Here is a 15553-nt window from a genome sequence, read left to right on the forward strand (position 1 = left end):
TTGAGGAAGTTGAGGAAGTTTACTTTATCTCGTATTGTATAGTGACGTTAACAATAATTTCTTGCGAGCCGGGCTCTATTTGAGGCGCTGAAGCATCTTTAGTTTCCGTTATTGATGCCCCACTAATCCCGTAGCGGATAAAAGGTGTCGAATATCCTTCGTTTATTGAGATTATATCCCCTACTCTGAATTTTGCGGATTTTGCTATTTCTTTAGCTTTCTCGCGGGCTTCTTTAATAGCGGCGTCTCTTGCCTCTTTTTCAATTTCCTTTTGATTATCTATTGTAAAGGTCAATGATGACACATCATTGGCGCCATTTTTAACGACTCCGCTTAATACTTCGCCAGTTTTGCTAAAATCTCTTAGTTTAACAGATATGGTTTGTCTTATGGTGTAGCCTACTATTTCACTTGGCGGACAAGGTTCTTGCGCAGGATATATAGTATCTATTCCGGTACTATACAAAGGTCTTATCCCGCAATTATAATACTGATACCTTGGTTCTATGTTGTAACTTTGAGTTTTTATATCCTTATTCTCAACTCCATTTGCTTTTATAAAATCAATCGCTTTGTTTGATTTGCTAGTGTTTTCTTTCTGAAGTTCGGCTATATCAACCCCTCCCTCAGTTATAATACTGAAAGTAAATTGGGCGATGTCAGGAATGGCTGTTACTTTCCCTTCGCCTGATACGGAGAAACTTCTTAGAGATGCCGGGTCTATTGACCTGGAGTAAGAAGATGCCAATGAAAGCGCAGTGTAAGATAATACAAGCATTATGAATATTCCGGTTATTTTTAGATATTTTTTTATACGATCTTCTTGATTCATATTATTTTTTTATTAGATTGATAATTTTCGACTAGCTGATCTTATTTATTAATTATAATCCTTATTTTTAAAAATACTAATAGATATAAAGCAAAGAAATTAATCCCTGTCCTCGTCTCCCCTGTTGCTTTCTTGATCTTCAGATTTATCCTCATTCTCATATATCTCTTTCATTACCTTTTCTCGGATTTCTTTCCTAGATTCTTCTCTGCTTTTAATAACTCCTCTCTTATCTTCTTTATTCTTTATAGAATATCCCGATCCCTTATTGGACTCCTCCTCTTCGAGGTTATACTTATTTTCACTCTCTTTTATTTCCTTAGTTTCTTCTCTTTTTTTTGTCTCTAATCTTTCTAAGATTTCTTTGTTGATTCTTACTTCGACAAGCTCGTCTATTAATGTTTCTTTGGCAGCTGATTCCTCTCTAATCGTTTTTTTAATATTTTTTTCTAATTCTTTTTGCTTATTTTCTGTTTTCACCCTCTTTTCTTTTAGTATTTTTTCTAACGTCTCTTTATTTCTATTTATATCTTGATTTATATTTGTTGTTTCTTCTTCAAGTTTAACGGTTAGAGATTTTTCTGCTTCTATTATATCTGTAACTCTTGTAAGATTCTTTTCAAGCTGACTTAGAGCGATTTCCAGGTCTTCAGATTCGATTTCTGTTTTTTCTAAAACTTCTTTTATTTCATTGATTCGCTTTTCCGCAAAGCCCATACTTAGTTTCGCTTTCTCTTTATTTTTTAGTGCAACTACGGAGCGAACTTCTTCGGTAAATATTTTTACAAGGTATAGTTTTTCGCCAGGTAGGCTTCCCTGTGATGCGGTTGCAACACTAGTGCCCAAAAGTACGATGATCATAAATACAGCAATAGAAACTTGGGTCACTCGCAACCCAAATATGCTCTTTAGAGTTTCGTGTATAGGGTTTAGGGCTTTCCTTTCATCAGCGCCAGGGCAAGTATTCACCAACACTTCAAGCCTCGTCTTTAATGAGTTTAAGAAAATCTTATCAACAGGCTTTCTTCGCAGCCTCTTTAATTCTCTGATTATTCTTATCTTTTTAATCATATTTTATCGTCTCTCTTAATGATTTTAATCCTCTATGGATAATCACTCTTATGTTCTCTTTTGTCTTGCCTGTCAGTTTGCTTATCTCAGGGATACTAAGGTCGTCAATGTATCTGTAGACAAGTATCTGTTTTTGGTCGTCTTTAAGCCTGAGCAATGACGCTTCTATTAATTCTTTATCAAACGATTTTTCAATTTCTTTTTCTTGTTGGGCTTCAGTGGCGATAAATTCTTCACTTATGTCATCGATTGCCACTGTGATTTTATTTTTTTGCCTGTAATGGTCAATTATAAGATTATTGGCCACTTTATAGAGAAAGGTCTTTAAGTTTGCTATTTCTTTATCTTTTTCTGATATGTATCGCCATGTTTTGAAAAAAGTTTCCTGTGTTAAATCTTCAGCAAGCTCCTTATTACCTACTCTAAAGTAGATATGCCTCAGTATATTTTGAGCATAATCGTCGTAGGCTGTTAAAAAACGTTTTTTCATATATATAGACGGTGTTATTGCCAAAAAATTACACTATTTGGCGTAATTTGGCAACAGCTTTGATTTTTTTACATTAGGCCTGAGAATTTTTGGGCAACTGCCATTTGGGCTTGTTTAACGGCTTTATTGAAGCAGTTTTTTAATACTATTTCTTGTTTTTCTTTGTTAAGTTCCTGATTCAATAAGATTTCTTCTGCCATAAAGGCGCCGTTTATTACGACACGAGTCCCCTCCTCTTCTACTGTTATCTTTTCATTTTGGATATCTCTTGAGATATCTTTCATTTGTTTTAGTTGTCTTAGTTTATCAAACATATATTTATTTACCCGTTTCTATTTGAAATTAGGGTTTTACCCCGCCAATAGGAAGGGCGTGGTTTCCCTCGTCTCTTTTAATCGGCAGGTTTTATTTTATCTATTAATTCAAAAGGGCGCTCATGGTAATAATTACCCTTAGCTATGAATTTTATTTTTGATTGTAAATTTTTCGGCATCGATTCTTCCACCATTTTATATAAATAATCAGGAGTAAAAAGATAAATACTTGTTATCTCATATTTAGATTGGATATTTTTGATATACGCTTTCATCTCTTTTAAAAATTCTTGAAGATATTCTTTTTTTAAAGGTTCTTTAACTGAACCGGAAGAAGCTACTTTGCCGCCATTGCCAGCCCTGCCGAAAAATCCCTCATTGTCTGAAAAATGAATTTTATCAAGTTTGAATGAGTCAATCTTGTTAATCTCTCCGTCTGAGGCTATATGGAAAAGAGCTTCCATTGCTCCGGTTACGATAATAAGCGCTTTTTCGCCTGTAAATTGGTGTAATTTTTTAGTAATTTTCATATCTATATTATATCACTAAAAAACGTAGTGTAAACAATACCGGTTCTGGGCGTAAATCTAAAAGGTGAGACCTTTTTAAAAAGGTCTCACCTTTTAAAAACGCTAGCGTTGAGCCGTTTAGGTTATTCTTATGAAAGTTTTTTAGAATCTTTTGCTTTATACTCCCCTACACTGGTGCGTATGAGCGAGAAAAGGATTGCGCTTGTGCCGAGCCTTTTTCCAAGTTCATGCGTTATGGATCTGATGTATGTACCGCTTGATACTAAGAATCTTATCTTCACTATTTTAAATGTTTGGTCACCTTTATCTTTTAACATTTTCTCCCACCTGTTTTTTATCTCACTTTGCCTAAAGTCTCCAGAAACTTTGTCAATACGATTAACTATTGTTTTAATAAGATTTTCTAATCTAATATCATAACTTTTTAAAAATTCGATATCACGCACCTCTGTCTTTCTAAGCGGTATTTCAATCTCATTCAATTTCCCTTCTCTTGCCCAAGAAAAAAGAGGTTTGCCTTTTATCTTGTATGAAGAGTACGGAGGAAGCGGTAAAGAGATTTCTCCATGAAATTTTTCAAGCTCTTTCTTTATCTCTTCGCCCGAGACCTCATTCTTTTCTGCTCTCAATGGTAAGCCCAGGATGTCATAAGTATCCGTTTCAAAGCCGAAGAGAATCTCGGCCTCATACTCTTTTTCCATTTTTAGATAATAGTCTTTCTTATGGACATTATCTCCGACTAGTATTAAAAGTACGCCCTCTGCCATGGGGTCAAGTCGGCCGGCGTAGGTCATTTTTAGCCCCCAGGGGGCTTCATTTTGGGCTAGAAAGCGCTTTATGGCTTCAAGCGGTGAAAGGCCAAGGGGCTTATAAATGTTTAAAATTTCGCTCTGCATAGTCTTCATAGTAAGATTAAGGGGAGTAATGTCAATCCGCCGCGGCGGATTGACATAGTATGAATCAAATAAAAAAAGGCGTCGTGAGGGGTCACGACGCCTTTGTATAAGTGTAAAGGTCTGTTTAAATTATTTTATACTATAAGCCCATAACGCATAATTGTTTTTAGGGGTTATACGTGTTATAAAAATCAAATATGGAAAAGAATGTTTTTTATGATTATGCAATCTGTCATTACGATGAGATAGGGCTTAAGGGCAGAAATAGGAAAGTTTTTGAAGGTAAGCTGGTGGATAATATTAAGAACGGCTTAGTATTAAGAACGCCTGGTAGTTTTGAATATGTTAAGCGGATATCAGGAAGAGTGATAATCAAACTTTCCGAAAAAGGGAAGAATGATATTAAAGAAATAGAAGAAGTTTTAGGTCGAACTTTCGGTATTGCTTATTTTACTTTTGCCTTCTCTTCGTCTCAGGATATTGGCTCTATTAAGGCAAGGGTCTTGAGCCTTATGGCCGTGAAGAAGTTTAAAACTTTTAGAATTACTTCTCAAAGATCAAAAAAAGACTTTCCGTTAACCTCTCAAGATATTAATATTGAGGTTGGCGCGCATGTCTTAGATAATATTAAAAATATAAAAGTAAAATTGGAAAATCCGGCTATTAATTGTTTTATTGAGATAGCCGATAATTTTGTATTTATTTATTTTGATAAACTAAAAGGGCTTGGCGGTTTGCCGATAGGCATATCCGGCAAAGCGCTCCTTCTTGTTTCCGGCGGGATAGACTCCCCTGTCGCCGCTTATTATCTTATGAAGAGGGGCCTTGAAGTTTGTTATATTCATTTTCATTCATTGCCTTATACATCGCAAAGTTCCCTAGATAAGGTAGAGAGTCTTGTCAGCGTGTTAGATAATTTTCAATATAAATCTAAAATTTATTTTGTTCCATTTTCTGAAATTCAAAAAGAAGTTATGCTCAATGCGCCGGATAAATTCAGGATAATTTTTTACCGGCGTTTTATGTTTAAAATCGCAGAAGAAGTCGCAAAAAAAGAGAAAATTATAGCCTTGGGGACAGGAGAAGCTTTGGGGCAAGTCGCTTCTCAGACAGTGGAAAATCTTATTGCAATAGAAGATGCCGTGAAAATACTCATACTTCGGCCGCTTATCGGCTTTGACAAGAAAGAGATTATAAAAAAAGCTTTAGAGATAGGCACTTATGATATTTCTATAATTCCGCACGAGGATTGCTGCTCCCTTTTTCTTCCTAAAAATCCCGAAACAAAAGCGGATTTGAATGAAATAAAAAAGGCAGAGAAAGCATTTAACATAAGAAAGATTGTTAAAGAAGCCTTAAAAAATATTGAAATAAAAAAGAGTTTTTAATCTTCGGCAAAGAGTTTTCCAAAGATATTAAGACTTTATTGTTTCATAATTCTTTTTTATTGTTTATAATATAAGATATGATATTTGCAGATGATTATGGGTCTCTAACTCCAGACCAAGGATTGGAGCGCCTTAATGTCCATTATGGAGATTTTAATATTTATTGTTCCGGTTTTCCAAACGCTATGAAAAATTCAGCGCGAGACAGCCTTCTCTCGGCTATCTTAATGCTTGATAAAAATATGCTTAAAGATCAGCTTTCTTTATGCGCCGAAAAACAGGGCTTAAAACAAAATCCTTTGTCCGGTGAAGAACCAGGTAAAATATTTAATGAATTTCCGGCCTCCGCATCAAGAGGTCTTTCAAATGAGTATAATGCCTGCGACACAACCGCTTTATTTCTTATCGGGCACGAAGTGTATCAAAAACTGTCTGGTGATATCCTCTTTGCAGACAGGTATAAAGATAATATTATTAAAGCCGTTGGATTTATAAGAAATCATTTAAAGGGATATTCTTTTATTGAGGACCCGTCTCTCTGCGGCGGAAAACATTTTTCGCTTAAGGTAACATATTGGAAGGATACGGGTATGCCGGAAAGAGAAAATGGCGAGCCTGTTTACCCTGTTTCGTATTCATTGCCGCATATACAAAATATGCGAGCGCTGAAGAGCGCGTCATTTTTGCTTAAAGACGATTCTTTTGGTCAGATAATAGAATGTATGAAAGATTATCTTTTAAATTATCTATTCAGCAGAAATACAGGCCAACTGTGTCTTGCTATTGATAGAAATGGCCCTATTAAGACTGTCAGTTCGGATATTCTTCATTCGTTATTTTTTCTTGATGAGGGGGATATTACTCCGGAACATATTGAGAGTATCATCAATTCTTCTTTTGCGCTTGAGACTGATTTTGGTTATCGTTCCTTTCCTGAAGATTGCGTAAAGCATACACATAAGGGTTCTCTGCATTATTTAAGGTCTATCCTTCCGGTTGAGCAAGCACTGGTAAATATAGGCGCTAAGAAACATAGGATGTGGATAGAAAAGGCCGGCTTTACCCGTTTATCCAAAGGATTAAAAAAGATTGAGGATGTGAGTTCTATTATAAATGGGAAACTTACAAGTGTCCCTGAGGGTTTTATACTGGAAGATGATAAGATTAAAAAAACAGGGTGTGACCCGTATTTGCTTACAATCGCAACTAAAAAATATTTTGATTTCAAGTTGGGCGATAAGTTGAGATTGATTGATATTTTGTCCGGTTAATATCAGCGTCAGCGAGATATATTTATGAATTTATCCCTTCTTCTTGACTTTCTGCCCGGTAGATATAAAATTATTTCTAAATAAGTCGAGGTGTCTTAATGGGCTTAGCATTAAATGAATTTAAGGCATACCCAAGTAAGTAAGGCGGCTTAAGATTAAAAGGTCGTTTTATTTAAATTAAGAAAATAGTATGGCATTTAAAAAATTTGACAATACTCCAAAAAAAATGTTTCAAGGCAATTGGAAGTGCGGAAAGTGCGGAAAAGATATTAACGAGCTTCCGTTTAATCCTGACCCTTCAAGATTAAGCCAGCTTACATGCAGAGACTGTCATAGCACAGGAGGAAAAAAAGATTTTTCACCGCGAAAAATGGTTGAAGGCAATTGGACTTGCAGCGGTTGCGGAGGAAATATCACCGCTCTTCCCTTTGAACCTAGAGAAGGCACCCCTGTCTCGTGCAGAGATTGCTGGTCTAAGAATAGAGGTTAAGATAAATTTTGTTTATTAAAACACCCCGCCTCATGGCGGGGTGTTTTAATATTTACTGAATCGAAATTATAGTCTATTAGAGTATTTGTCTTACTACCCTATTCTGTTATTTTTTCTTTAATCACGCCATTAACAGAGATAGAAACATTGTCTACTGTTAAGAATTGTTTTAATGTTTCCGTTATCTCCGCGAGACTTGAAGCTTCTTTGCATTTATCCCCTGTCTCTTCTCCTGTTAAGGTGTTAACATCTATTGTCGCAATTCCTTCGTTTATGGTTAATTTTTGGATTTTTATGTCTGAAGAAATGACGGTACTGAAGCCTAATTCTTTCTCTTCTATTGTCGGACCACGGAAAAGCTCTTCAAGCGAAGCTCTTGCCGGAGCGATTGTCTCAACGACAGAGCGATTTACAGGAAAAACTTCTTGGCAATTATTTGTGCCGCCTGCTGTCATAGTTGTATTCGGAAAATATATTTTAAGCGTCATCATCTTTTTTGGAGCGCTTGATAATAGGCTGGCTGTCATATCTGAACTTTCAATTTCTTCTGCTGTATAATCGTCATTTATTACTTCAAGCGCAAGGTCTTTATCTCTTGATTGAAACAAAAACAAACCGCCGACTATCAGTATTATGATAACAACATATATATAATTTTTATTTATCTTTTGCATAGACTATTTGAAATTTAATTTATAATACTTATACTATAATAGATACAGGTGTAAATTAAAAGTATAAATGTTAATTTATTATGAATAATGTAAAAGTAGTATTAATAGCAATAGTTATCATCGTTTTAGGTATCTTGGCTTGGGTGTATTCTCCCAAGAAGGATCAAAGTGATAATATAAATATAGAAATAGAAAAAATGAGCAATCCAACAGTAACACTAAAGACAACTAAAGGAGACATAGAGATAGAGCTTTTTATAGATAAGATGCCGGTAACAGCAGGTAATTTTCTGAAACTTTCTAAAGAAGGTTTTTATAATGAGACAAAATTCCATAGAGTTATAGATGGCTTTATGATACAAGGCGGAGATCCAAATTCTCGCTTGGAAGAGACATCTGCCTATGGCACTGGCGGACCCGGTTATGCTATAGAAGATGAGTTTGTCCAAGGTCTTTCAAATGTTAGAGGCACTATATCAATGGCAAACAGCGGACCGAACTCAGGAGGCAGTCAATTCTTTATAAATCTTGTTGATAATACCTTTTTAGATTTTGATAAAGAGCCTCTTCAAAGCAAACATTCTGTCTTTGGAAGAGTTGTAAATGGTATGGAGCTGGTTGACACTATAGCTAAAGTAGAAACAGGATCAAGAGATATTCCTGTTGAACCTGTTATTATAAAAGAGGTTATTGTTAAAGAATAAAGACTGTAAAAAAATAAAAGCACCCGATATTTTGGGTGCTTTTTGCGTGTCAGACTGCAGATTTAAAATCCCGCGCGCCTTGCTCTCTCTTCCGTATCGAGAGGGTGATTTTCCTCGAAATGGAGCTCTAGTTCCTTTGTGTCGCCTTTGTCATAGACAAAGGCGCAAAAGTTATTAGGACATCTCCTTTTCGTTGTTTTTAATGAACTGCTATCTATTGCGCTTGAAGCTTTTCTTATTTCAGGTGATCCTTTCGCCCATTTTTCAGTTTCTTTTTTCCTGAGTGCTATTTTTCTCAATAAAGTCTTAAGCATTAAACCCCCTTTTTGGCGCAATATTTTATTAATATAACATAATTTATATTTCAGATTATGTCAAATTTCTATAATTTTCTAAATTCGTATATAATTTAACTATGGAAATTATAAAAGCATCCGGGGAGAAAGAACTTTTTAATAAGAGTAAATTTTGCCTTTCTCTAAAAAAAGCCGGCGCACCTGGCAATATAGTGGATGAAGTTTGTTCTAAAATTAACGAAGAACTAAAACCCGGCATGACTACCACTCAAATCTTTAGAAAGGCTTCACAATATCTTATGAAGGACGATTTTGTCGTTGCGGCAAATTATAGCCTTAAAAGAGGAATTGCGGCTCTTGGTCCGGCTGGGTTTAACTTTGAGAAATTTCTCGCTGTCGTTATCGGTTCTTTAGGCTACAAAGTGAAATTAAATCAAATGATGAAAGGCCGTTGCGTAACTCACGAAGTGGATCTTACAGCTGAGAGAGGCAACGAGCACTTCCTCATTGAGGCTAAATATCATAATGGCTCTGGCATCAAGACTCATATAGATGTAGCAATGTATGCTGACGCGCGCCTTGCCGATATCGCTTTTATAGAAGAACAGAAAGAATCCGCTCACAATAATCACAAAATGTGGCTTATAACAAATACCGAGTTTACAAAGACGGCTTTAAGGTACGGCCGTTGTCGTAATCTTAAGCTCACAAGCTGGAGGGGGCCCGCTAAAGAAGGACTCAAAGATATTATAATCAAAAACAAACTTTATCCTATCACTGTGCTACCCTCTGTTAACAAATTCGCCCAAGAGGAGTTTGTCAAACACAATATGATGCTTGCTCGCGATCTTGCTCCTTATTCTGCCGATGACCTTGTCAGGATATTTAATTTTGACAGGCAAAGAGCAGATAAAATAATAAAAGAAGTTCAAGTGTTGATATATTAACCAAAGTTTTATATTATGAATGATATTGAAAAATCGATAAAAGATTTAATGCTCAAAAACAAGAGGACGCTAAACAGCTATCAATATACTGTCCCTTCTCCCGATACATACCCTTATCAGTGGCTATGGGACTCATGTTTTCATGCTATAATCTTAAGTCACTTCGACGTAGAGGACGCGAAAAAAGAAATTTTTTCCATAATCTCAAAGCAGTTCAACAACGGAATGGTCCCTCATATGATCTACTGGGAGAAGAAAGATGTGATAAATTTTGACTGGGGTAAAGATGGGACAAGCAGTATCACTCAACCACCGATGCTTGCTTATGCCGTTTGGCAGATATTTCAGAAAGATAACGATATCGAATTTTTGAAAAGTATTTATATACCGTTATTTCATTTTTACAAATATCTTATAAACGACCGTGACCCGCACGAAAATGATCTGATCGGCATCATAGACCCCGATGAATCCGGAGAAGATAATTCCCCGAGGTTTGACACTCTATTGAATTTACCGCCTGTGCAGACAAGAGAGAAAAGTTTAGAAAAGAGGCTCCTCTTAGTAAAGGAAAACAAAGAATGTAATTTTGATGCGCCGTTTTGTATGAAGAATTTCTTCTGGGTTAAAGACGTGCCGTTTAATGTGATTATGGTGGAGAATCTGCGAGCGCTTTCTTTTATCGCTGAGAAGCTTGGCAACAGTCATGATGTCGCTTATTTTAATAAAAAAAGAGATATGATAGTAAAAGCTATGAGAAGTCTTATGTATGAAGATGGTATATTTTGGTCAACATATGGAGAAGATTATCAGAAAATAAAACTGAAAACATGGGCAATATTCTCGCCTCTTTTTGCTAAGATATTGACGCAAGAAGAAGCGAAAAAACTCGTAGAAGAACATCTTCTAAATAAAGAAGAATTTTGGGGTAAATATCCCGTCTCTACGGTAGCGATGGACGAACCGTCTTTTGACCCTGAAGGATTCTGGCGCGGTCCGACATGGATTGCCACTAACTGGATTATCCATAAAGGCTTATTGAACTATGGATTTAGCAAAGAAGCTAATGATATAAAAAACAGCTCACTTGAGCTTATAAAGAATTCAGGACTTAGGGAATATTTTAACCCTCTAACAGGAGAAGGGCTTGGCGCAAGAGACTTTACTTGGGGTGGGTTGGTTCTTGATATGAACGGAAATTAGAGTATTAAAAAAGCCGTATGTATAGATAACATGATGTCATCTATACATACGGCTTGTACTCTCAAGATTTTTTAACCTTTTTTGCAGCTTTTTAATGGCTACTTTCTCTATCTGACGCACTCTCTCGCGAGTTACGCCAAGCATTTTCCCTATTTCTTCCAGTGATTTTTCACTACCATCTTCAAGTAGACCGAAACGAAGGCTCACTACCTGAAACTCTTTATCTTTCAGGGTGTCTTTCATTATCTCACTGAGGTGTCTTTTCAATTGAATCTTTTCAAACAACTGATCAGGCCCCAAGTTGATCTCGTCTTTTATAAGATCAAGCAAGACCATATCTTCTAGCCCAGCCATAGGAGCTTCAAGCTGATAGAACCTTCTATTGTTCAACAACTCCAATTGCCCTACCCTCTTAGATCTAATCTTTTCCCCAACCTTAGAATCTAACTTTATTTCTCTAAGTATCTCTTCTTTATTTGGATCTCTTCTTAATCTCAAAGACAACTTCCTGTGGGTCTTTCTAAAGTTATTTAAGTCTATACTAAGATATACAGGAAGACGTATATCGTCATCATTATCAGCTACCGCCCTCTCCAGAGCTTGCTTTATCCAATGTGTTGCATAAGTAGATATTCTACATTTTCTCTCTGGGTCAAACCTTTTAACTGCCCCCATAAGCCCTATATTCCCCTCTTGGATTAAGTCAAGAAACTTTAAATGAGGAGACCTGCCTATGAATCTCTTAGCTATACTTACGACAAGCTTTAAGTTTGATCTCGTCATCTTGTCAAAAGCTTCTCTTCCGTCTTGAATCACCGGCTGTAACTTATTTTCCTCAATGAAGGATTTGATCTCTTCGTCGCTTAATCCTTTTTTTCTTTTTTTCTCAATCTTTTTTTCAAGAGCTCTCCATTTGCTTATCTCTGCTGAAAGCTTTTTCTCTTCTTTTTTACTGAGTAGAGGATATTTATTTATGTAGGAAAAATAAATACTGACAGCGTTATTGTCCTTGAAAAGCATAACCCCCCCCTTTATTTTAAGAATTATTTTGAATTTATTTTAAAGAAGCTATTCCGCTTTTTATAATGCCTTATTTAGTATTGTTTTTCAATAGCGTTGAAAAAGCCAATTGAAAGCTCGGTCCCAAAATGGCTTTTTTATTTCCTATTTGATTTATTTCTGTCAGATTCTTTAAGATTTTTTTTCCTCAAGCGGACACTTTGAGGCGTAATCTCCAGATATTCGTCTTTTGCCATAATTTCAAGACCGTTTTCTATTGTAAGCAGTTGCGGAGGTATAAGCTTCACCGCGTCATCAGAACCGGAAGCTCTCATATTGGTGAGCTGTTTGCCTTTAGTAGGATTAACTGTCATTTGTTCCCCCTTTGAAGTGTTCCCTATTACCATTCCTTCATACACCTCTGTATTTTCTTTAATATATAAGACGCCCCTAGTCTGAAGATTATCAAGAGAATAGGCCAATGTCTTTCCGGATACTTGCGATATCATTGAACCGGCTTCGTGTCTTTCTATCTCTCCGGCGTATGGTTTATATCCGATAGTTCGGCTTGCCATTATGCCTTCTCCTTTTGTGTCTATCACAAATTTGTTGCGATAGCCGAAGAGCCCTCTGCTTGGTCCTTCAAATGAAAGAAAAGCTCTGTTTTCGTGAAGTTCCATATTTTTAAGAATAGCTCCCCTCTTGCTTAATTTTTCAATGATTGAGCCTTGGCAATCGTTTGGGACATCAATGACTATCTCTTCAAACGGTTCGTGTAATTTACCGTCTATCTCTTTTGTAATAACTTGCGGTTGAGATACCTGCACTTCATATCCTTCACGACGCATATTTTCAAGGAGGATAGCGATATGAAGTTCCCCTCTTCCGTAGACGGTAAACTGATCTCCGCTTGCAGAATCAAAATCCACCTTAAGTCCTACGTTTACCTCCAACTCTTTCTCAAGTCGCTCTCTTATCTGACGGCTTGTCACGAATTTCCCTTCTCGTCCGGCAAAAGGAGAATTATTAACAAGAAATGTAAGTTCAATAGTCGGCTCATCGACGGCAATTGTTTCAAGTATCGGCGATTCAGGTGAGCCGGCTATTGTGTCGCCTATATATACATCCGGTATTCCGGCTATCATCCCGATATCGCCCGCTTTTAGTGTATCTACGTCAGTCCTTGTCACACCTTCAAAGGCGAATAGTTTAGTTATTTTATATTTTTTTATATCATCCCCTTTTTTTGTATAAACTGTATCTCCGGCATTAATTTTACCGCTATAAATTCTCACAACGGCAACTCTGCCTAAGAAGTTGTCATAAGCAAGATTAAACGGTTGAGCAAGAAATGACGCATTAATATCCCCTGTTGAAGCGGGTACTTTCTCTAGAACCATATCTAAGAGCGGTGTTAAGTCTTTTGATTCATCGGCCAATTCTCTTTTAGCTACCCCCTCTCGCCCGATGGCATAAATAACCGGAAAGTCCAATTGTTCGTCTGTTGCTCCAAGTTCGGCAAATAGGTCAAATACCTGATCGTGAGCGCGAGCCGGATTTGCGGCCGGTTTATCTATTTTATTTATGACGAGTATCGGCTTAAGTCCCAACGCAAGAGATTTTTTAAGCACGAATCGTGTCTGAGGCATCGGCCCCTCTTGAGCATCAACAATAAGAAGCACTGAATCAATGGAACGAAGAACACGCTCCACTTCTGATCCGAAGTCGGCATGACCTGGCGTATCAACGATGTTTATTTTGGTGCCTTTGTATATGACGGCAGCATTCTTAGAGTAAATAGTAATACCGCGCTCTTTTTCAAGAGTATTGCTGTCCATACTTACTCCGGTATCAACCGCGCCAGTTTGACTTAAGATCGCGTCCGTAAGCGTTGTTTTGCCGTGGTCGACATGGGCTATGATTGCTATATTTCTGATTTCCATTTTTTAAAAATTATTATTTAAATTAATTATTTGATATAAAATATAAAAGCGATTAATTTTTCCTGTTAAGTTAAAGGAATATATTAACATCAATTTCATAAAAAGTATATTGATTTAACAAAAACATCCCGCTATTTGCGGGATGTTTTTGTTAAAAGCGTTATTACGCCTTATTGACATTAACAGCATTGACTCCCTTAGGGCCCTCTGCTGTGTCAAATGTTACTTTGTCGCCTTCACGAAGTTCGTCGAAGCTGGCATTTTTTAACTCATTAGCATGGAAGAAAATATCTTTCTCCTCACCCTCTTGAGCTATAAAGCCGAATCCACGTTCTGTGAGACGAGCTATAGTTCCTTGATTCATCTATAAGAAAAACTAGTGCGAATAAATTTCAAACCTAAAATACTGTACGATAAAAACCCGACTTCGTTTCTCTTACAGACCTGATTTGATATATCTATTGAAGCATAATCCGATTAAAAAGTCAAGCGGTTTAGTCCTGAATTCAACCTTGAAGTGCAACACTCCATACTTCTAATGGGGTCTTCCAGTCGAGGCGTTTCCTCGGACGATTGTTAATTTCACTTTCAACATATTTAATCTCTTCGTCGGTAATTATACTAAAGTCTGTTTTCTTTGGGAAATAATCTCTAATCAAACCATTGGTATTTTCATTTGTCCCCCTTTCTCCCGAACAATACGGATGGGCATAGAAACAACTAAGTCCAATCTCTTTTTCGATAGTTGGCCAATCACTGTTCTCCGGCCCGTTATCTAAAGTAATTGTCTGTTTAAGTCTTTTCGGGACATCCTTAAATCTCTGCCCCATGGCATCCGTTGTTGCTTTAGCCGTCTTGTCTTTAAGTTTTGTTATGAAAACAATCCCTGACTTTCTCTCTACGGCAGTATTGATACCCGGCTTATGGTTCACTGACTCTACGCTGTCTCCCTCCCAGTCTCCAAACCTGACACGAGTATCAATAATGTCCGGCCGCATATCTATGGAAACACCCTTTGGTTTAAAGATTCTTTGACATCTTCTGGTCCCATTTTTAATCCTCCTTTTTCTTCTTCGGCGCAAATACCGGCGCAAATCTTCATGTCCGGGGCGGAGACAGCCCCAGCCATTGCGGTGAACCTGGGCATAGATGTATTGATAAATCGCTTCATGGGAAATCTTCTCTTTTAGGTCAGCTTGTATCCTTCCCGCGATCTGTTCTGGAGACCATCGGCGCTTCAGCTTTTGGACCACATATGACCGGATTTGATCATTTTTCAGCCTTTCCATTCTCCCACGACTTTTTCTCTTCCCGAGCGCTCTTTCATGAGCGGCGCGAGGAGTATATCTTTTCCTTTCAATCGGATTATTCCTTTGCAGCTCTCTTGATATTGAGGCCGGGTTTCGACCTATCTCTGCGGCAATTCTTCTGACCGAAGCTTTTTGCCACAACATTTCTTGTATTTTTTCCCTTTCCTCAATCGTTAAATGCTTGTATTTCATAAC

General features: G+C 37.0%; 18 protein-coding genes. 6 read left to right on the forward strand and 12 right to left on the reverse strand.

All coding sequences use genetic code 11. The features are described 5' to 3' along the window. Window positions 1–19: 19 nt before the first annotated feature. From NUV40_00320 to NUV40_00345, 6 genes are all read right to left on the reverse strand, one after another. Window positions 20–832 carry an SIMPL domain-containing protein gene (locus NUV40_00320; protein ID MCR4342336.1) on the reverse strand — a complete coding sequence of 271 codons (813 nt, stop codon included), beginning with the start codon at window positions 830–832 and terminating at the stop codon, window positions 20–22. 99 nt (window positions 833–931) lie between these two features. Further along, on the reverse strand, window positions 932–1903 hold the full coding sequence (locus NUV40_00325; protein ID MCR4342337.1) for a DUF5667 domain-containing protein: 972 nt from the start codon (window positions 1901–1903) through the stop codon (window positions 932–934). Beyond that, the gene (locus NUV40_00330) at window positions 1896–2393 is read right to left on the reverse strand and encodes an RNA polymerase sigma factor (GenBank protein MCR4342338.1); all 498 of its coding nucleotides are present in this window, start codon (window positions 2391–2393) and stop codon (window positions 1896–1898) included. The genes NUV40_00325 and NUV40_00330 overlap by 8 nt, the downstream gene beginning before the upstream one ends. Window positions 2394–2461: 68 nt before the next feature. Further along, window positions 2462–2707 (reverse strand): hypothetical protein, encoded by a 246-nt coding sequence (locus NUV40_00335; protein ID MCR4342339.1) that lies wholly within the window; start codon window positions 2705–2707, stop codon window positions 2462–2464. A gap of 77 nt (window positions 2708–2784) precedes the next feature. Continuing rightward, on the reverse strand, window positions 2785–3237 hold the full coding sequence (locus NUV40_00340; GenBank protein ID MCR4342340.1) for a hypothetical protein: 453 nt from the start codon (window positions 3235–3237) through the stop codon (window positions 2785–2787). A 128-nt stretch (window positions 3238–3365) separates the two neighbouring features. Next, the gene (locus NUV40_00345; GenBank protein ID MCR4342341.1) at window positions 3366–4133 is read right to left on the reverse strand and encodes a hypothetical protein; all 768 of its coding nucleotides are present in this window, start codon (window positions 4131–4133) and stop codon (window positions 3366–3368) included. Window positions 4134–4330: 197 nt separating this feature from the next. Here NUV40_00345 and thiI point away from each other — a divergent pair, with 197 nt between their 5' ends. The 3 genes from thiI to NUV40_00360 all read left to right on the forward strand — a co-directional run bounded on the left by thiI (window position 4331) and on the right by NUV40_00360 (window position 7282). Then, window positions 4331–5521 (forward strand): tRNA 4-thiouridine(8) synthase ThiI, encoded by a 1191-nt coding sequence (gene thiI / locus NUV40_00350; GenBank protein MCR4342342.1) that lies wholly within the window; start codon window positions 4331–4333, stop codon window positions 5519–5521. A gap of 77 nt (window positions 5522–5598) precedes the next feature. Beyond that, complete coding sequence (locus tag NUV40_00355) at window positions 5599–6792, forward strand: hypothetical protein (protein ID MCR4342343.1); 1194 nt, start codon at window positions 5599–5601, stop codon at window positions 6790–6792. Window positions 6793–6982: 190 nt separating this feature from the next. Next, the gene (locus tag NUV40_00360; GenBank protein ID MCR4342344.1) at window positions 6983–7282 is read left to right on the forward strand and encodes a hypothetical protein; all 300 of its coding nucleotides are present in this window, start codon (window positions 6983–6985) and stop codon (window positions 7280–7282) included. Window positions 7283–7380: 98 nt separating this feature from the next. Here the strand turns inward: NUV40_00360 and NUV40_00365 are convergent, their stop codons facing one another. Then, entirely contained in the window at window positions 7381–7956 is a 576-nt protein-coding gene (locus NUV40_00365) for a GerMN domain-containing protein (protein ID MCR4342345.1), read from the reverse strand. Between the two features lie 197 nt (window positions 7957–8153). Here NUV40_00365 and NUV40_00370 point away from each other — a divergent pair, with 197 nt between their 5' ends. Then, entirely contained in the window at window positions 8154–8660 is a 507-nt protein-coding gene (locus tag NUV40_00370) for a peptidylprolyl isomerase (protein MCR4342346.1), read from the forward strand. A gap of 62 nt (window positions 8661–8722) precedes the next feature. On the opposite strand, the gene NUV40_00375 is transcribed toward NUV40_00370, so the two are convergent. Further along, the gene (locus NUV40_00375) at window positions 8723–8974 is read right to left on the reverse strand and encodes a hypothetical protein (GenBank protein MCR4342347.1); all 252 of its coding nucleotides are present in this window, start codon (window positions 8972–8974) and stop codon (window positions 8723–8725) included. A 101-nt stretch (window positions 8975–9075) separates the two neighbouring features. On the opposite strand from NUV40_00375, the gene NUV40_00380 reads away from it, so the two are divergent. Continuing rightward, window positions 9076–9903, forward strand: coding sequence for an ATP cone domain-containing protein (locus NUV40_00380; protein MCR4342348.1), 828 nt, complete (start codon window positions 9076–9078; stop codon window positions 9901–9903). A 15-nt stretch (window positions 9904–9918) separates the two neighbouring features. After that, complete coding sequence (locus tag NUV40_00385; GenBank protein MCR4342349.1) at window positions 9919–11106, forward strand: hypothetical protein; 1188 nt, start codon at window positions 9919–9921, stop codon at window positions 11104–11106. 36 nt (window positions 11107–11142) lie between these two features. Here NUV40_00385 and NUV40_00390 read toward each other — a convergent pair whose 3' ends face one another. The 4 genes from NUV40_00390 to NUV40_00405 all read right to left on the reverse strand — a co-directional run bounded on the left by NUV40_00390 (window position 11143) and on the right by NUV40_00405 (window position 15550). Beyond that, the gene (locus NUV40_00390) at window positions 11143–12126 is read right to left on the reverse strand and encodes an RNA polymerase sigma factor RpoD/SigA (GenBank protein ID MCR4342350.1); all 984 of its coding nucleotides are present in this window, start codon (window positions 12124–12126) and stop codon (window positions 11143–11145) included. 137 nt (window positions 12127–12263) lie between these two features. After that, entirely contained in the window at window positions 12264–14048 is a 1785-nt protein-coding gene (typA, locus tag NUV40_00395; GenBank protein ID MCR4342351.1) for a translational GTPase TypA, read from the reverse strand. A gap of 163 nt (window positions 14049–14211) precedes the next feature. Continuing rightward, window positions 14212–14412 (reverse strand): cold shock domain-containing protein, encoded by a 201-nt coding sequence (locus tag NUV40_00400; GenBank protein ID MCR4342352.1) that lies wholly within the window; start codon window positions 14410–14412, stop codon window positions 14212–14214. A 142-nt stretch (window positions 14413–14554) separates the two neighbouring features. Next, entirely contained in the window at window positions 14555–15550 is a 996-nt protein-coding gene (locus tag NUV40_00405; protein MCR4342353.1) for an IS30 family transposase, read from the reverse strand. Window positions 15551–15553 lie beyond the last annotated feature (3 nt).

It is taken from the genome of Patescibacteria group bacterium, from assembly GCA_024654625.1.
Taxonomy (GTDB): Bacteria; Patescibacteriota; Minisyncoccia.

What these genes read in the sequence shown, in the direction of transcription:
- NUV40_00405 (MCR4342353.1), bottom strand. Translation starts at nt 15,550, where the DNA reads ATGAAATACAAGCATTTAACGATTGAGGAAAGGGAAAAAATACAAGAA.
- NUV40_00330 (MCR4342338.1), bottom strand. Translation starts at nt 2,393, where the DNA reads ATGAAAAAACGTTTTTTAACAGCCTACGACGATTATGCTCAAAATATA.
- thiI (MCR4342342.1), top strand. Translation starts at nt 4,331, where the DNA reads ATGGAAAAGAATGTTTTTTATGATTATGCAATCTGTCATTACGATGAG.
- NUV40_00360 (MCR4342344.1), top strand. Translation starts at nt 6,983, where the DNA reads ATGGCATTTAAAAAATTTGACAATACTCCAAAAAAAATGTTTCAAGGC.
- NUV40_00385 (MCR4342349.1), top strand. Translation starts at nt 9,919, where the DNA reads ATGAATGATATTGAAAAATCGATAAAAGATTTAATGCTCAAAAACAAG.
- NUV40_00370 (MCR4342346.1), top strand. Translation starts at nt 8,154, where the DNA reads ATGAGCAATCCAACAGTAACACTAAAGACAACTAAAGGAGACATAGAG.
- NUV40_00380 (MCR4342348.1), top strand. Translation starts at nt 9,076, where the DNA reads ATGGAAATTATAAAAGCATCCGGGGAGAAAGAACTTTTTAATAAGAGT.
- NUV40_00320 (MCR4342336.1), bottom strand. Translation starts at nt 832, where the DNA reads ATGAATCAAGAAGATCGTATAAAAAAATATCTAAAAATAACCGGAATA.
- NUV40_00390 (MCR4342350.1), bottom strand. Translation starts at nt 12,126, where the DNA reads ATGCTTTTCAAGGACAATAACGCTGTCAGTATTTATTTTTCCTACATA.
- NUV40_00325 (MCR4342337.1), bottom strand. Translation starts at nt 1,903, where the DNA reads ATGATTAAAAAGATAAGAATAATCAGAGAATTAAAGAGGCTGCGAAGA.
- NUV40_00365 (MCR4342345.1), bottom strand. Translation starts at nt 7,956, where the DNA reads ATGCAAAAGATAAATAAAAATTATATATATGTTGTTATCATAATACTG.
- NUV40_00340 (MCR4342340.1), bottom strand. Translation starts at nt 3,237, where the DNA reads ATGAAAATTACTAAAAAATTACACCAATTTACAGGCGAAAAAGCGCTT.
- NUV40_00345 (MCR4342341.1), bottom strand. Translation starts at nt 4,133, where the DNA reads ATGCAGAGCGAAATTTTAAACATTTATAAGCCCCTTGGCCTTTCACCG.
- NUV40_00400 (MCR4342352.1), bottom strand. Translation starts at nt 14,412, where the DNA reads ATGAATCAAGGAACTATAGCTCGTCTCACAGAACGTGGATTCGGCTTT.
- NUV40_00335 (MCR4342339.1), bottom strand. Translation starts at nt 2,707, where the DNA reads ATGTTTGATAAACTAAGACAACTAAAACAAATGAAAGATATCTCAAGA.
- typA (MCR4342351.1), bottom strand. Translation starts at nt 14,048, where the DNA reads ATGGAAATCAGAAATATAGCAATCATAGCCCATGTCGACCACGGCAAA.
- NUV40_00375 (MCR4342347.1), bottom strand. Translation starts at nt 8,974, where the DNA reads ATGCTTAAGACTTTATTGAGAAAAATAGCACTCAGGAAAAAAGAAACT.
- NUV40_00355 (MCR4342343.1), top strand. Translation starts at nt 5,599, where the DNA reads ATGATATTTGCAGATGATTATGGGTCTCTAACTCCAGACCAAGGATTG.